Genomic DNA, 13,793 nt, shown 5'->3' with positions numbered 1-13,793 from the left:
ATGGTCATAAACACACTAAAGGAGACAAGGTTGTACCGTTTTGTGATAGAAACTGCAATGTTATTGCGCCTTTTGTTACTGCTCCGGGTAATAGGAATGAAGGAATCCTGCTTACTCCTGCAATATCAAACTTAAAAAAGATTGTAAAACTAATAGGTATAGATCTCAAGGAAAGTACCATGAGCTTAGATGGTGTATATAATTCACGTAAAAATCGTAAAGCAATTTTTAATCTTGGCATGACTCCTAATATGCCAGAGAATAAAAGGAGTCGCAAGAAATCTAAGCGAGGAAGAAAGCAAACTTTTTGCCGGAAAATCTTTAAAGAAAGGTTTAGAACGATAGAGAGAATATTTGCCTGGGAAGATAAATTCAAACGGTTGTTACTGAGATTTGAATTCCACAGCATAAACCATTATGCTCTGAAAACTATAGCCTACAGCATGGTTAACCTGCGGCATTTTTGTGGATAACGGCTAAGCATGGATTAAACAAGGTGCGGATGAAGCTAAAGGGAGAATACTGCCCAAATTGCCAAAAATTAAGCAATTTGATTATAAAATCATCAAAAATTCCAATACAAAAGCTGCAGTTCCAAAATCTTATCGACGAGAATAAAAACCCACCCGTTTTTAAACTATGAAACCAGCAATGAGTTCATGGTTAAGACCCTTGGCGATATTGCCCCAAAGGTAATCAAGGAAACCTTGATTCGTGCCTTATCCAAAAAGGATATTCCTCGCATGGTAAAAGCCTTCAGCTCTATTGGTTGGCACAAACCTGCGGCTTTATTTAAGCGATACTGGAAAGAAGCGGAAGATATTCAAAGGTACGTTTGGGTGGCCTTAGTTCAAGGTCAGTTTGCGGGATATGTAACTCTTAAATGGGAGTCGGAGTACCTCCCATTTAAGCACCAAAACATCCCTGAAATTATGGATCTCAATGTGTTGATACGTACGTAAAATAGGTATAGGCTCTATGCTTCTTGATACGGCAGAACAAGAGGCAGCAACAAAGAGCGCCATCGTTGGTATTGGTGTCGGGCTTTATGCTGGTAGCGATGGGGGCTATGGTAGTGCGCAAAGGCTTTATGTACAACGTGGTTATATTCCTGATGGTAAAGGTGTTACATATAATTACCAACTTGCAATACCTGGAAATACCTACCCGCTTAATGATAACCTAGTGCTGTGGTTTACGAAGAAACTGAATTGACAATGAGTGCAGCAAATTGTAACCTTATAGAAGTAAATTCAGTTAATTATTGAACCGATTCAGTGTATTAATAAGGAACTTGAAAAAAGCCGCTATTTTTTCTCGGATATCAAGAAAGAAGGAGTTATTCTTTATGATAGTGGTGAGTTTAAACGTGCAGATCCTAGAAATTAGACTGGAAAGAAACTAGAGAAATAGCAAAAGAATATTTTGAGCACTGTTTTCCCCAAGGAAATGGGTTTATGGACGCTACTGCTTATATGCTTCAACGCAATAACTTGAATCTTGCTGCTTTTCAACTTCACCAGCCAACAGAAAGTTATTATAATACAATTCTATTGGTATTTAGCGGTTATATAAGGATAAAATACATGACCTTGTTACGCTTGGTAGCCTCGCAAGTAACTATAGCGATGAACTATTAAAAATATTTCCTCGTGATAGTAAAGAGCGCAACGAATGTTTTGTTTTACTGCAAAAAGCTTATATTAATGCGCGTTATGATAAAAATTATAAAATTATGCAGGAGCAACTACAATATCTCATTCAAAGAGTTGAGAAATTAAAAGCGGTCACTGAAGAAATCTGTTTAGTTAGAATTAATAAGTAAAGCCATATGACCAATAAACCTATAATATTATGGTTCAGACAAGACCTGCGCTTAAGCGACAACCCAGCTTTAGATTATGCGGCTAAATCTTTATGCCCAATAATTCCAATTTATATTTTAGATGTAAGAGCTAATATCGGCGCAGCAAGTAAGTGGTGGTTATATCATAGCCTGCAAAGCCTTGTTCAATCTCTAAATCAGAAATTAAGTTTTTTTATTGGTGATCCACAAGAAATTATTGATAAATTGATAAGAGAAAATAACGCTGCTGAAGTAGTTTGGAATAGATGCTATGAACCTGCGGTAATCAAGAGAGATAAAGGTATCAAGGAGTATCTCAAAAACCAAAACGTTCAGGTAAAAAGTTTTAATTCTGCTTTATTACTTGAACCACAAGATACCCTGAAAGAAGATAACACTAATTATAAAGTGTTCACGGCATTTTATAAAAAAAACTATTTACAAGGTAATTCTAAAATACGATTGCCAATTGCTAAGCCCCCTAATTTAAATTTACTAAAAATAGAATCATTATCACTTACTGATTTATCTTTAATACCTAAAATAAAATGGTATAAAAATTTTGAAAAAATATGGCAGCCAGGAGAAAATGGAGCTTTTATTGCCCTCGATAAATTCCTTGCGAAAGGTTTAAAGGGTTATAAAGAGCTTCGTAATAGAGCTGATTTAGAATATTCATCAAAATTATCACCGCATTTACATTTTGGGGAAATATCTCCAAATATAATCTGGCATAACATCTGCTCATACTCACAGAAACATGGTTACGACGTTGATGCAGAGCACTTTTTATCTGAACTGGTATGGCGGGAATTTTCTTCCAATCTCCTTTATTTTTTTCCTGACTTACCACAAAAAAACTTACAACAAAAATTCGATAATTTTCCTTGGGAAGAAAATAACGATTTCTTAATAAAATGGCAAAAGGGTATGACCGGCTATCCGATAGTTGATGCCGGTATGAGGGAATTATGGCAGACTGGATTTATGCATAACCGGGTACGGATGATCGTTGCTTCGTTTTTGGTAAAGCACTTAATGATCAATTGGAGACGGGGTCTTGAGTGGTTTCATGATTGCTTAGTTGATGCCGATATTGCAAATAATAGTGCTAGCTGGCAATGGGTGACAGGTAGCGGAGCAGATGCAGCCCCTTATTTTCGTATTTTTAATCCTATTTTGCAGGGGCAAAAATTTGACCCTGAAGGTAATTATACGAAAAAATTTGTCCCTGAATTAAAGCAATTACCTATAAAATACCTATTTTCTCCTTGGCTTGCCCCGGAATCTATACTAGCTGCGCTTAATATAAGAATCGGTATAGATTATCCAAAACCAATCGTAGTACATGAAAAAGCAAGGCAAAAGGCTCTTGCCGCTTATAATGCAATTAGCGTATAACTTGGAACATAGGATTTTGCTTACATAATTTAAGTTAAAATTTACAACCAATAACATGACTGTTATACTTGAGGCTCAAATCAGAGAGTTTTAAAAGGATGAATGTGATTTTTATGGGTACTCCTGAGTTTGCAGTACCTGCGCTAAAAGCCCTACTGGAATCAACGGTTCACAAAGTTAAAGCTGTTTTTTCTCAAAAACCTAAAGCCCAGGGTAGAGGAATGAAAATAACAGAATCTCCTGTGCATAGGCTTGCTATTGCTCATAACATTCCAGTTTACACACCCTCAACCTTAAAAAATGAAGAGACAGCAAATTTGATCAGATCAATTGACGCAGATATTATAGTTGTTACCGCTTATGGTTTTATTATACCAAAAACTATTCTGGGGGCAAAAAAATATGGGTGCTTGAATATCCACCCTTCTGATTTACCTAAATATAGGGGAGCAGCTCCACTTCAGCGTACAATAATTAACGGTGAGAATAAAACTGCCGTGTGTATTATGCAAATGGATGAGGGGCTTGATACCGGCAATATAATAATTAAGGAAGAACTTGCTGTTCCTAATAAAATTACCTTTACAGAATTGCATGATAAAACTTCCAAGATCGGTGCAAGGATGCTTGTCCAGGTTCTTGATAATATCGATAAAATAACACCTTTTAAACAATCTGATAAAGGCGTATCTTATGCTCATAAACTTTCTAAAGAGGAATCCAAAGTAAATTGGCATGAACCTGCTTTTTTAATAGATTGTAAGGTCAGAGGGATGAACCCATGGCCTGGAATTTATTTTGAATACCAAGGTAAAAAAATTAAAATAACCGAAGCTGAACCTCTTATGGTGGAGCATAAATACGACCCTGGCACACTACTAAACTTTAATAATAAACTGTGTGAAATTGCTTGTAGCAGAGGTATATTAAGGATCATTAAATTACAACCTGAAGGTAAAAAAATAATGGATGCAAAAGATTACCTTCTTGGCCTTAATAGTAAAAACAAAAATATCCAATTTGTTTAAATTTCCCTACAAAAATATGATGTTCTTTTAGCAATCCTATTTACTATTAGTGACACTTACTTTAAGGAGATATTTTATAGTATAGGAATTTCAAAATTTGTAACCAGAAAAATTGTTAATCAAAACTTTGAAAATTCGTTTAATAAAATGTAGTTACAAGCCACAATATTAGAAATTATCAACACTTTTATAAAAATCTCTGCCAGAATCTATCTAAAAATAGGTTCAGTTTTACAAATTATGTGGCTAAGACGTGAAAGAAGTGTTCGCCATAATGATGTTATCTAGGCGTTGATAATAATTCATTGATTCTTATTAATAACAATGGCGGAGATAAACCGTAATAAACTTGCCGCAGATTCATACATTTATTGCAATTATAGCAAAACAGAGGATCTATTTTAAAATTCAACCAAATCATTAATCTCCAACTAATGAGCTTAGTTTTCTTATGAACGATTTGATTAATTGCCTTATATACGATAGGTAATTGTACGCCCCTAGTTCTATTAGATAAAAAACCGTAATACCTAATCATTCGAAAATAACGATCTGGTATATGCATAATCAGACTAGCTATGAACTGCATCACGGGCATAGTTATGCGATCAATTGTATTATTATAGTGATCAAGAAATTTAAACGTTACCTGCTTTCCGTCGTAATTTTCTATTCTTGTCTCGGAAATAGGGGGCGTTTTATATACCGCCCTAAATATTCTATGTTGCGTTTATGATCATCCGATGGTTTTTGTAAATAAACATACCAACTGATTTCGTATAAACTACTCATCCAGTTATTAAAATTCTCAGCATTTTGATATGCGGACGGCAACTTCAAATTACTTGAGATATATTGAAAGCGAAATAACTCAAGGACTCTATGTCTCCACATTTTTTTAATAGGTTCGGCAGGAAAAAATAATTTTTGCCACTTGCCTTTGCTATTTATACCGCCGCAAGTAACCGATAAATGGATATGAACATTGCGTTTTAAATCTCTACCGAAAGTGTGTAAGGCAGTAAATATACCAACCACAAGATTTTTCTTTGTAGCTATCTCCTTAATAATTCCTGCTGCAATACCGGAAATCAATCCAAACAGATCACGATTGAGCCAAAATATCGGCCATAAAGAGTCCGGCATTGTAAATGTAATGTGCTGCCATCGTGTTTTTGGTAGAACATTGCTAGCCTTACTCACCCATTGATCCGTTTGTTTCTTACCACAACGAGAACAAAACCTACCTTTACAGCTGAATGCTACCGATTTATTGCGGTTACAATCACGGCAGCTATAACGTTTAAATCCTAAATATTTCGTTCCACACGATATAACTTTAGTGACGTTGAAAATAATGCCGTATCTTAGCTTGCCGTATTTTTTAGCGAAATCGAGACCAATTACCACGGTCTAGAAAAATATGTTTTATAGATATTCCTTTACCGACTATTTCCATAAATTACTTATAGTTAATGTTTTCTTACCAAGGAATCTTTCTTCCTTTGCGTTCTAAATCAAATTCTTTACAATCAGGGCAATAGTAAACAGAATTATACTTATGATTGGGAGATATTTTTCGCAACATTATCCAGAAAGCCTTGGCTATTTCCTTATCTCCTTCGGAAAAAATCTTTTGATCCTGCTGTAAGGAATTGCTTGCTCTTTAGAAATGGCCTTAAGAGTTTTTACCGCTAATTCATTGACCAAATGCTGCTCAGAGTGCAAGTTACTCATAACTCAATTATATATTATCTTATGTATGTCTAACATTCAGTCTTTATAACTCAAGTTAAAACAAATCAAATACCAGTATTATAATCCTCCATAAATATTTATCGGTCAAGGGTATCTTCTTTTAAGCTGCCACCGATAGGTGGCTTATCTTGTTATAATATAACTTTATTAGAAAGTGATGAAGGGTAAAGGTACGGTAAAAATTGATATATCAGACCTTGATAAATATATTAGAGGAGCAAGTGATTTAGCTCCTAACCCCGTAACGAATTGGATGGCATTAAAATCGCAGTTACAAGTTAATGGATTAAAATCATTTCACAATGCTTTAAAACAAGAGCGGCCTCGTTCCCTAACTAATATTAAAACCGAATACTCCGTGCTATTACTTAGTGACTTAGAACTGGTTTCAAAAAGACGCGAAAATAATTCCGAAAGAAGGCAGATGCCTAAGTTTAAAAAGGAATTTTATGAGGAATTAAGGCTTCCTGTTAATGAAAGATCAGCAGCATACAAAGAATTTGTTACGGAATATTCTAAGCTTGATGCATCAAAACACGCTGTAGAGGCTATTTCTGCCAAGACTTAATTAGCTCTGATAATCCAATAAAGAAAATAATTACTCAGCATCCTAAACTTAAACAAACTCTTCAGTCTAATTTAAAAAATACTGATAATAAAACCATAATCCCAAAATCAAAACCACGTGATAGTATAAGCAGGTAAAAAGGTTTATATGGTAGACGCAATTAAGAAAGTAAAATTTAGGCCGCAGTTAAAGCGTTTTTATTATGTCTTTTTCCAATTTTGTGAATTTAGAAATTAATAAGTCAATTTGGTCAACTACCTGTGAACAAACTTCTAACTGATCGTTACTTTTAGCAACATCATTTGCTATAGGTGAAAACAAGTTAAACTGAAGTTCGTTGTCTCTGTTGAAAAAATGTTTGATTGATTCAATATTGGTGCTTGTGTAATATCTCCTTCCACGGATTTGAACAATATCTATATCTGTTTTAGATTTCTCCAGATATCGTAGTTTATGTAAGGGAATTCCAGTAATTTCCGATACTTCTGAAATAGAAAAATACTTTTTACTAACCGACTTCATAAGAATTTATTTTTTCTTTAAGTGAACTAGCAGGGCTAAACCTCAAGACTTTCCGAGGTTCTATTTCTAATGCCTCTCCAGTTTGGAGGTTAAGGCCAGGCCTTTTGCTTTTACTATACACTTGAAATTTACCGAAATTTGGTAATACAAGCTTCTTGTTATTGAGAGATAAATCAAGAATTTCAGAAAAAATCCTGTTTGTTATTTCTTCACATATTAAAGAGGAAAACCCCAATCTTTCTTTAAGTAAATTAGCAATTTTTTCTTTAGTAATTGTTTCCATTTAAAGATTGTTTATATTATAGTTCTCGTATAACTGGGGTATTAATTACCAACGGAGAATTGCTGCTCCCCAAGTTGCACCAGCTCCAAAAGCGGTAAATACTAATATATCACCAGATTTAATTTTTCCCGTCAACTCTAATTGTGCTAGAGCGAGTGGAATGGATGCAGCAGAACAATTTGCATGTTTATCTAATGTAACAATTACCTTATCAGGATTAATTGCAAACTGATTAATCATGTTACTAATTATCCTTAGATTTGCCTGGTGGGGAATAATATAAGTAACATCGCCCAGGGTAAGGTTATTTTTTTTTAGGATATTGTAAACGGACTCGGGCATTTTTTCGACCGCCTTTTTAAAGACTTCTGCCCCTGCCATTTTTACTACTCCGCTTTTGCCGTTAGTACTAACCCCGCCGTCAGTATAAAGTATATCGCCAAGCGAACCGTCCGAAAAAATATCACAGTCGATTATACCCGAATTAGACTCAGATTTTTGCAATATAACTGCTCCAGCTCCATCACCAAACAACACACAGGTTTTTCGATCCTGCCAATCCAATATAGAAGACATTTTATCTGCGCAAATTAATAATATAGTCTTATATTTGCCCGATTTGATCATACTATCTCCAACCTGGAGGCCGTAAATAAATCCGGAGCAAATTGCCTGTAAATCAAATGACGGAATGTGTTTAAGGCCCAGGTAACCATGGATTTTATTGGCAGTAGAAGGAAAACTGTTATCTGAGGTATTAGTGCAGGTAATAATTAGGTCTATATCGTCTTTTTGTATTTGAGCACTAGCAATTGCCTGGAGAGCAGCATTGTACCCGAGGTGAGAGGTAAATTCGTCAGTTGCTGCTATATGCCTTTGGGTTATACCGGTCCTTGATTTTATCCATTCATCGCTGGTATCAATAGACTTTTCAAGGTCAAAATTAGTAACAACTTTTTCTGGTAGATAGCCTCCGGTACCTATAATTTTTGAGGCCATTAAACATTACTCTGTTTCTTGAGGTTTAGTTTTTGCTATAACTATTTGACGATTTCTATATTCGCCGCTTGTTTTATCAAGGTGGTGAGGTAACCTATATTCACCTGTATCTTTATCAATTATTACGTTAATTCTAGCCAGAGCATCATGAGAACGTCTTTGATTACGTCTGGATTTAGAAGTTTTTTTCTTTGGAACTGCCATTACACTTACACCTAATAAAATATTTTATTTAACATAATCAAAAAAAGTATTTGTCAAAGACGTGGGCAGTATATTATATTCCATTTAAAAAATCTAGATATTTTAAAGAAAGTTTTTATGAAGCTATTTACACACCCTTTTAATAAGCGCTTGGTTAGACCTTTTTTATTGGTAATATTTATCTTACTTAGCGGCTGCCAGTCTATTGACGTAAGGGGGCAGTTTGTCAGCGATAATGCCATTGAGGAAATTAACTCTAGAAAATTAACTCAAGATGAAATTATTGATTTAATCGGTACACCCACCTATATTCCCGAATATTCACATAACACGTGGTACTATATTCAAAGATCTCTAGCTAAGCGTGCTTGGTTTGAACCAAAAGTAGTTGAACAACGAATTGTAAAAATTAGCTTTAACGATAACAGGAAACTGCTAGGGGCTTCTTTGCTTCAGGATATACATAATGAGAATGTTAACATAGAGAGTAAATACACTAAGGCCCACGGTACTGAGCAGGGTAGTCTACAAAAGTTTGTAAAGAATATAGGTAGATTCAACAAAACCACTGACGGCAAAAAGAAGCGGCAGAAAAATAAATAAAATTGCCTTATATATTGTTATAAATAGCGACTTCTTAAAGACGAAGTTAGAAAGAAAAGCTTAAAAAACAATATATTGGTATTCTAAGGAAGTTGCATTATAATAATTAATACTTCTTTGAAATAGTGGTAAATCATTATTTATTACGATAACTGGCTTTCTTTCAGCCATTTCTCAACTAATAAGTTAAATTTAATTTTAGGTAATTTGAATGATTACAGAGGAAGAGCTAAAAAAATTACAAAAATTAGCAAAACTATCTTTTTCTAAAGATGAACTTGATGGTTTTACTAAAAAATTAAATAGTGTTATGGCAATGATAGATTCTCTTGCAGAAGCTAATTGCGAAAATATTGAACCTCTAAGATCTGTTTCTGATATGTATCAGAGAACTAGAGAGGATGAAGTTACTGTCGGTGATATTGCCGACCAGTTATTTGCAAATGTACCTGCACAAAATGCTGCATTTGCCAAAGAAGTAAAATGTTTTATAGTGCCAAAAATGGTTGAATAAGAATATGTCTGATTTAATAAAATTATCAATAACAGAGGCTTTAACGGCCTTAAGGAACAAAGAATTTACAGCTGTCGAACTTGTTAGAAGCCATATAGAACAGTCCGAAAAAAACAAACATTTAAATATATATATTACAGAGACTTTTGATAAAGCTTTGTCAATGGCAAAAATTGCCGATCAAAATTACCATGATGGAAAAGCCAGAAAACTCGAGGGAATTCCAGTAGGAGTTAAAGATTTATTTTGCACCAAGGGTGTAAAAACGACCGCTGGTTCTAGGATGCTCAGTAACTTTGTGCCACCTTATGACTCAACTATTAGCCAGAATATTGAGAATTCTGGAACTATTATGCTTGGTAAGACAAACATGGATGAATTTGCCATGGGTTCTTCTAATACCACTAGCTATTTTGGGGATGTTATTAACCCTTGGAAAGCAGAAGGTAATGATGCTGATCTTGTTCCAGGAGGGTCATCAGGAGGATCAGCTGCAGCCGTAAGCAGTTTTTCAGTGATGGCGGCTCTTGGTAGCGATACCGGAGGATCAATTAGGCAACCGGCTGCCTTTACAGGGCTCGTGGGTGTTAAGCCAACCTACGGCAGATGTTCCAGATGGGGTATGGTTGCTTTTGCAAGCTCGTTAGATCAAGCTGGAATTTTTACCAGAAATACTAAAGATAGTGCGTTGATGCTTGAAGCCATGATGGGGTTTGATGAAAAAGATTCTACTTCGATCAACAAAGAAGTGCCAGAACTGGTATCTGCCTGTTCCCAATCGATAAAAAACATGAGAATTGGTATACCTTATGAGTTGATGAAAACTGAGGGTGTAGATAATGAAATCATTCAAATGTGGGAAAAATCTATTGAAATAATGAAGGCAGAAGGAGCTGAAATTGTCAATATTAGCTTGCCAAATGCCAAGTATGCCCTAGCAGTATATTATGTAATAGCTCCGGCTGAGGCTTCCTCAAATTTAGCAAGATATGATGGCGTTCGTTATGGCCATAGAACTAATAAGGATAACCTAACACTTGAAGAAATGTATATTTATACTAGAAGTGAAGGTTTTGGTGATGAAGTAAAAAGAAGAATAATGATAGGAACTTATGTCCTCTCAGCTAGCCACATGGAAGCTTATTATTTGAAAGCGCAAAAAGTACGTAGATTAATTGTGAATGATTTCAACGATGCGTTCGAAAAATGCGATGCAATATTACTTCCATCAGCTCCAAGTGCTGCTTTTAAAATAGGAGAAAAGCAGGATAATCCCTTAACTATGTATTTAAATGATATTTTTACTATTCCGGCAAGCCTTGCTGGCCTTCCTTGTTCTTCTGTCCCGGCGGCGATTACTAAAAATGGCTTACCACTTGGGATGCAGCTAATTACTCCGGCTTTTGATGAGTATAGTTTATTGCGCGCAAGCAGTGCCATAGAACGCGGGGTTTCAGATATAGATTTTATTCCGAGAGGTTTTTAAAAATGGCTTATATAATAGGAAATACAGGAAAATGGGAATATGTAATCGGCCTGGAGGTTCATGCGCAAGTAGCTTCTAAAGCAAAATTGTTTTCAGGAGCGGCTACCGAATTTGGCAGCGAACCAAATTCCCAAGTTTCTCTGATCGATGCTGCAATGCCTGGAATGCTACCGGTATTAAATAAATATTGCGTTGAGCAAGCAATCAAAACAGGCCTTGGGATCAATGCCAAGATAAATAAGGTTTCAATTTTTGATCGTAAAAACTATTTTTACGCTGATTTACCGCAAGGTTACCAAATTTCACAATTTTACTTACCGATTGTACAGGATGGTTACCTTTTGATTAAAACCGAAGAAGGAAAGGAGAAAAAGATCAGAATTAATAGAATTCATCTGGAACAGGATGCAGGTAAAAGTATGCACGATCAATCCCCTGATTGCAGCCTGATTGATTTAAATAGATCAGGAATCGCTTTGATGGAGATCGTAACTGAACCTGATCTTAGCTCTCCATATGAAGCAGCAGAATATGTAAAAAAATTACGCAGCCTCTTACGGTGTATTGGTTCATGTGACGGTAATATGGAACAAGGATCACTTCGCTGTGATGCTAATATATCAGTCAGAAAAGCAGGGGACATGCTTGGTACAAGATGTGAAATTAAAAATGTTAACTCTGTTAAAAATATTATTAAAGCAATTGAATACGAAGCAGCAAGACAAGTCGAGATACTTGAAAACGGCGGAGTTGTTGATCAAGAAACGAGGTTATTTGATGCCAATACCGGAGAAACAAGAACGATGAGGTTAAAAGAAAATTCTAATGATTATCGTTATTTTCCTGATCCTGATTTGCTACCTGTATATGTCGAAGATGTCTTGATTGAAAAATTGCGTAGCGAGTTACCAGAATTACCGGATGCTAAAATTCGAAGATATGTAAAGGAATTCGGCTTAAGCCAATATGATGCGGAAGTAATAGTGGCTGACGAAGAAATAGCTAAATATTTTGAAGAAGCAAGCCTTGGAGCTAATCCTAAAATAGTTGCTAATTGGATATGTAGCGAGCTATTTGGTAAACTTAATAAGAACAATATTGAGCTAGCTGATTGTAAAATAACTCCAATCATGATTAGAGAATTAGTGAGCCTTATTGAAGATGGTACTATTTCCGGTAAAATAGCTAAGTCCATTTTTGAAGAAATGTTTGAATCAGGAGAAAATCCTGAAAAAATAGTCACGGCAAAAGGGTTAGTACAGCTAGCAGATAGTAACACCTTAGAACCGATTATCGATGAAATAATAGCTGGACACCCAGATTCGGTAGCTGAATATAGAAACGGCAAAGAGAAGTTATTTGGGTTCTTTGTAGGCCAAGTTATGAAGAAAACTGGCGGTAAAGCTAATCCACAAATGGTAAATGATCTGCTTAAGGCAAAGCTTTCAAAATAAGGTAGAGTAATATGAAAAAGTATAATTTTAACAAACTGATTCGTAGTAATTTGCCAGAGAGGATGAAAAAAGAGGGAGTGGCACTGTTTGGTCGTCATTTAACTGATGAAGAATTTGCCAAAGAATTAAAGAATAAGCTGGTAGAGGAAGCTAGTGAAGTGCAGGCTACAGAATCTCGAGAAGATATGATTAAGGAGCTAGCAGATGTTATGGAAGAACTCATTGCGGGTTTGAATTTTTACGAAATAAAACCATTATAGCCTTGTATTTAAAAGGTTTGTAGATATATTGAGTATTCATTAATTTTATTTAAGTAACCAAATAGAATGAGCAGAATTAGACGATACAACAAGCTTCCTACTGTTTTGAGAGAAGATGAATTTAACGAATTTGTCTTACCGCATCTTAAAAAAGGCACACGTGGTCCAAGTAAAAAGATATCATTTTTCAAATTATTTAATTACATTCTTAAACTCATGCATACTGGTTGCCAATGGGAACAGATACCAATAGACAAAAATAAAGACGGCATGCCAGAAATTCACTATACTAATATCTATAATGCTTTTAAGTTCTGGGTTAAGCACGGATGCTTTGATAAGATTTTCGAAGCTTCGGTGGCAAGGTTATTTAAAGCTGGAATGCTTGATACTGATATATTACATGGTGATGGTACTTGTACTTCTGCTAAAAAAGGGGTGACAACTTAGGGTATAATGGTCATAAACACACTAAAGGAGACAAGGTTGTACCGTTTTGTGATAGAAACTGCAATGTTATTGCGCCTTTTGTTACTGCTCCGGGTAATAGGAATGAAGGAATCCTGCTTACTCCTGCAATATCAAACTTAAAAAAGATTGTAAAACTAATAGGTATAGATCTCAAGGAAAGTACCATGAGCTTAGATGGTGTATATAATTCACGTAAAAATCGTAAAGCAATTTTTAATCTTGGCATGACTCCTAATATGCCAGAGAATAAAAGGAGTCGCAAGAAATCTAAGCGAGGAAGAAAGCAAACTTTTTGCCGGAAAATCTTTAAAGAAAGGTTTAGAACGATAGAGAGAATATTTGCCTGGGAAGATAAATTCAAACGGTTGTTACTGAGATTTGAATTCCACAGCATAA

The 13,793-nt window shown here is 35.2% G+C and carries 19 protein-coding genes and 1 pseudogene; 12 read left to right on the top strand and 8 right to left on the bottom strand.

Annotated elements, in window-relative coordinates:
* Positions 1-4: 4 nt before the first annotated feature.
* Positions 5-409 (bottom strand): hypothetical protein, encoded by a 405-nt coding sequence (locus tag N3Z16_RS02145; protein ID WP_282485820.1) that lies wholly within the window; start codon positions 407-409, stop codon positions 5-7.
* Positions 410-659: 250 nt separating this feature from the next.
* Between N3Z16_RS02145 and N3Z16_RS02140 the strand changes: the two genes are divergently transcribed.
* The 5 genes from N3Z16_RS02140 to fmt all read left to right on the top strand — a co-directional run bounded on the left by N3Z16_RS02140 (position 660) and on the right by fmt (position 4,275).
* The gene (locus tag N3Z16_RS02140; RefSeq protein ID WP_282486557.1) at positions 660-962 is read left to right on the top strand and encodes a GNAT family N-acetyltransferase; all 303 of its coding nucleotides are present in this window, start codon (positions 660-662) and stop codon (positions 960-962) included.
* A 16-nt stretch (positions 963-978) separates the two neighbouring features.
* The gene (locus N3Z16_RS02135; RefSeq protein ID WP_282486556.1) at positions 979-1,215 is read left to right on the top strand and encodes a hypothetical protein; all 237 of its coding nucleotides are present in this window, start codon (positions 979-981) and stop codon (positions 1,213-1,215) included.
* A gap of 367 nt (positions 1,216-1,582) precedes the next feature.
* Positions 1,583-1,825, top strand: coding sequence for a HEPN domain-containing protein (locus tag N3Z16_RS02130; RefSeq protein ID WP_282486938.1), 243 nt, complete (start codon positions 1,583-1,585; stop codon positions 1,823-1,825).
* A 6-nt stretch (positions 1,826-1,831) separates the two neighbouring features.
* Positions 1,832-3,247, top strand: a complete 1,416-nt coding sequence (locus tag N3Z16_RS02125) for a cryptochrome/photolyase family protein (protein WP_282486555.1) — start codon at positions 1,832-1,834, stop codon at positions 3,245-3,247.
* Between the two features lie 98 nt (positions 3,248-3,345).
* On the top strand, positions 3,346-4,275 hold the full coding sequence (fmt, locus tag N3Z16_RS02120) for a methionyl-tRNA formyltransferase (protein ID WP_282486554.1): 930 nt from the start codon (positions 3,346-3,348) through the stop codon (positions 4,273-4,275).
* A 280-nt stretch (positions 4,276-4,555) separates the two neighbouring features.
* Here the strand turns inward: fmt and N3Z16_RS02115 are convergent.
* A pseudogene (locus N3Z16_RS02115) lies at positions 4,556-5,685 on the bottom strand (IS91 family transposase).
* A 195-nt stretch (positions 5,686-5,880) separates the two neighbouring features.
* A complete protein-coding gene (locus N3Z16_RS02110; protein WP_282486222.1) occupies positions 5,881-6,012 on the bottom strand; it encodes a hypothetical protein in 132 nt (43 codons plus the stop codon).
* A 175-nt stretch (positions 6,013-6,187) separates the two neighbouring features.
* Between N3Z16_RS02110 and N3Z16_RS02105 the strand changes: the two genes are divergently transcribed.
* Entirely contained in the window at positions 6,188-6,601 is a 414-nt protein-coding gene (locus tag N3Z16_RS02105; protein WP_282486552.1) for a hypothetical protein, read from the top strand.
* Positions 6,602-6,787: 186 nt separating this feature from the next.
* On the opposite strand, the gene N3Z16_RS02100 is transcribed toward N3Z16_RS02105, so the two are convergent.
* The 4 genes from N3Z16_RS02100 to rpmF are packed head-to-tail and all read right to left on the bottom strand — an operon-like array spanning position 6,788 to position 8,609.
* The gene (locus N3Z16_RS02100) at positions 6,788-7,123 is read right to left on the bottom strand and encodes a MerR family transcriptional regulator (protein WP_282486550.1); all 336 of its coding nucleotides are present in this window, start codon (positions 7,121-7,123) and stop codon (positions 6,788-6,790) included.
* Positions 7,110-7,406 carry an HU family DNA-binding protein gene (locus tag N3Z16_RS02095; protein ID WP_223938756.1) on the bottom strand — a complete coding sequence of 99 codons (297 nt, stop codon included), beginning with the start codon at positions 7,404-7,406 and terminating at the stop codon, positions 7,110-7,112. Before N3Z16_RS02095 ends, N3Z16_RS02100 begins: the two co-directional genes overlap by 14 nt.
* A 45-nt stretch (positions 7,407-7,451) precedes the next feature.
* Entirely contained in the window at positions 7,452-8,405 is a 954-nt protein-coding gene (locus N3Z16_RS02090; protein ID WP_223938753.1) for a beta-ketoacyl-ACP synthase III, read from the bottom strand.
* Between the two features lie 6 nt (positions 8,406-8,411).
* Positions 8,412-8,609: a 50S ribosomal protein L32 gene (gene rpmF / locus N3Z16_RS02085; protein WP_223938752.1), complete on the bottom strand. Its 198-nt coding sequence runs from the start codon at positions 8,607-8,609 to the stop codon at positions 8,412-8,414.
* 168 nt (positions 8,610-8,777) lie between these two features.
* Between rpmF and N3Z16_RS02080 the strand changes: the two genes are divergently transcribed.
* The 6 genes from N3Z16_RS02080 (at position 8,778) to N3Z16_RS02055 (ending at position 13,376) form a co-directional block, all read left to right on the top strand.
* A complete protein-coding gene (locus N3Z16_RS02080) occupies positions 8,778-9,212 on the top strand; it encodes an outer membrane protein assembly factor BamE (RefSeq protein ID WP_282486549.1) in 435 nt (144 codons plus the stop codon).
* Positions 9,213-9,423: 211 nt separating this feature from the next.
* Positions 9,424-9,726, top strand: coding sequence for an Asp-tRNA(Asn)/Glu-tRNA(Gln) amidotransferase subunit GatC (gene gatC / locus N3Z16_RS02075; protein ID WP_223938748.1), 303 nt, complete (start codon positions 9,424-9,426; stop codon positions 9,724-9,726).
* Between the two features lie 4 nt (positions 9,727-9,730).
* Positions 9,731-11,212 (top strand): Asp-tRNA(Asn)/Glu-tRNA(Gln) amidotransferase subunit GatA, encoded by a 1,482-nt coding sequence (gene gatA / locus N3Z16_RS02070; RefSeq protein WP_282486548.1) that lies wholly within the window; start codon positions 9,731-9,733, stop codon positions 11,210-11,212.
* Between the two features lie 2 nt (positions 11,213-11,214).
* A complete protein-coding gene (gatB, locus tag N3Z16_RS02065; protein ID WP_282486547.1) occupies positions 11,215-12,666 on the top strand; it encodes an Asp-tRNA(Asn)/Glu-tRNA(Gln) amidotransferase subunit GatB in 1,452 nt (483 codons plus the stop codon).
* 11 nt (positions 12,667-12,677) lie between these two features.
* Positions 12,678-12,926 carry a nucleoside triphosphate pyrophosphohydrolase family protein gene (locus N3Z16_RS02060; protein ID WP_282486546.1) on the top strand — a complete coding sequence of 83 codons (249 nt, stop codon included), beginning with the start codon at positions 12,678-12,680 and terminating at the stop codon, positions 12,924-12,926.
* Positions 12,927-12,992: 66 nt separating this feature from the next.
* Positions 12,993-13,376, top strand: a complete 384-nt coding sequence (locus N3Z16_RS02055; protein ID WP_282485819.1) for a hypothetical protein — start codon at positions 12,993-12,995, stop codon at positions 13,374-13,376.
* 10 nt (positions 13,377-13,386) lie between these two features.
* Here the strand turns inward: N3Z16_RS02055 and N3Z16_RS02050 are convergent, their stop codons facing one another.
* Positions 13,387-13,791 carry a hypothetical protein gene (locus N3Z16_RS02050; protein ID WP_282485820.1) on the bottom strand — a complete coding sequence of 135 codons (405 nt, stop codon included), beginning with the start codon at positions 13,789-13,791 and terminating at the stop codon, positions 13,387-13,389.
* Positions 13,792-13,793: the final 2 nt, after the last annotated feature.

It is taken from the genome of Candidatus Megaera polyxenophila, assembly GCF_029982035.1.
Classification (GTDB): Bacteria; Pseudomonadota; Alphaproteobacteria; order Rickettsiales; family Rickettsiaceae; genus Megaera; species Megaera polyxenophila.
The sequence above is the reverse complement of the archived record's forward strand: the minus strand, read 5'-3'. Positions and strand labels throughout refer to the sequence as shown.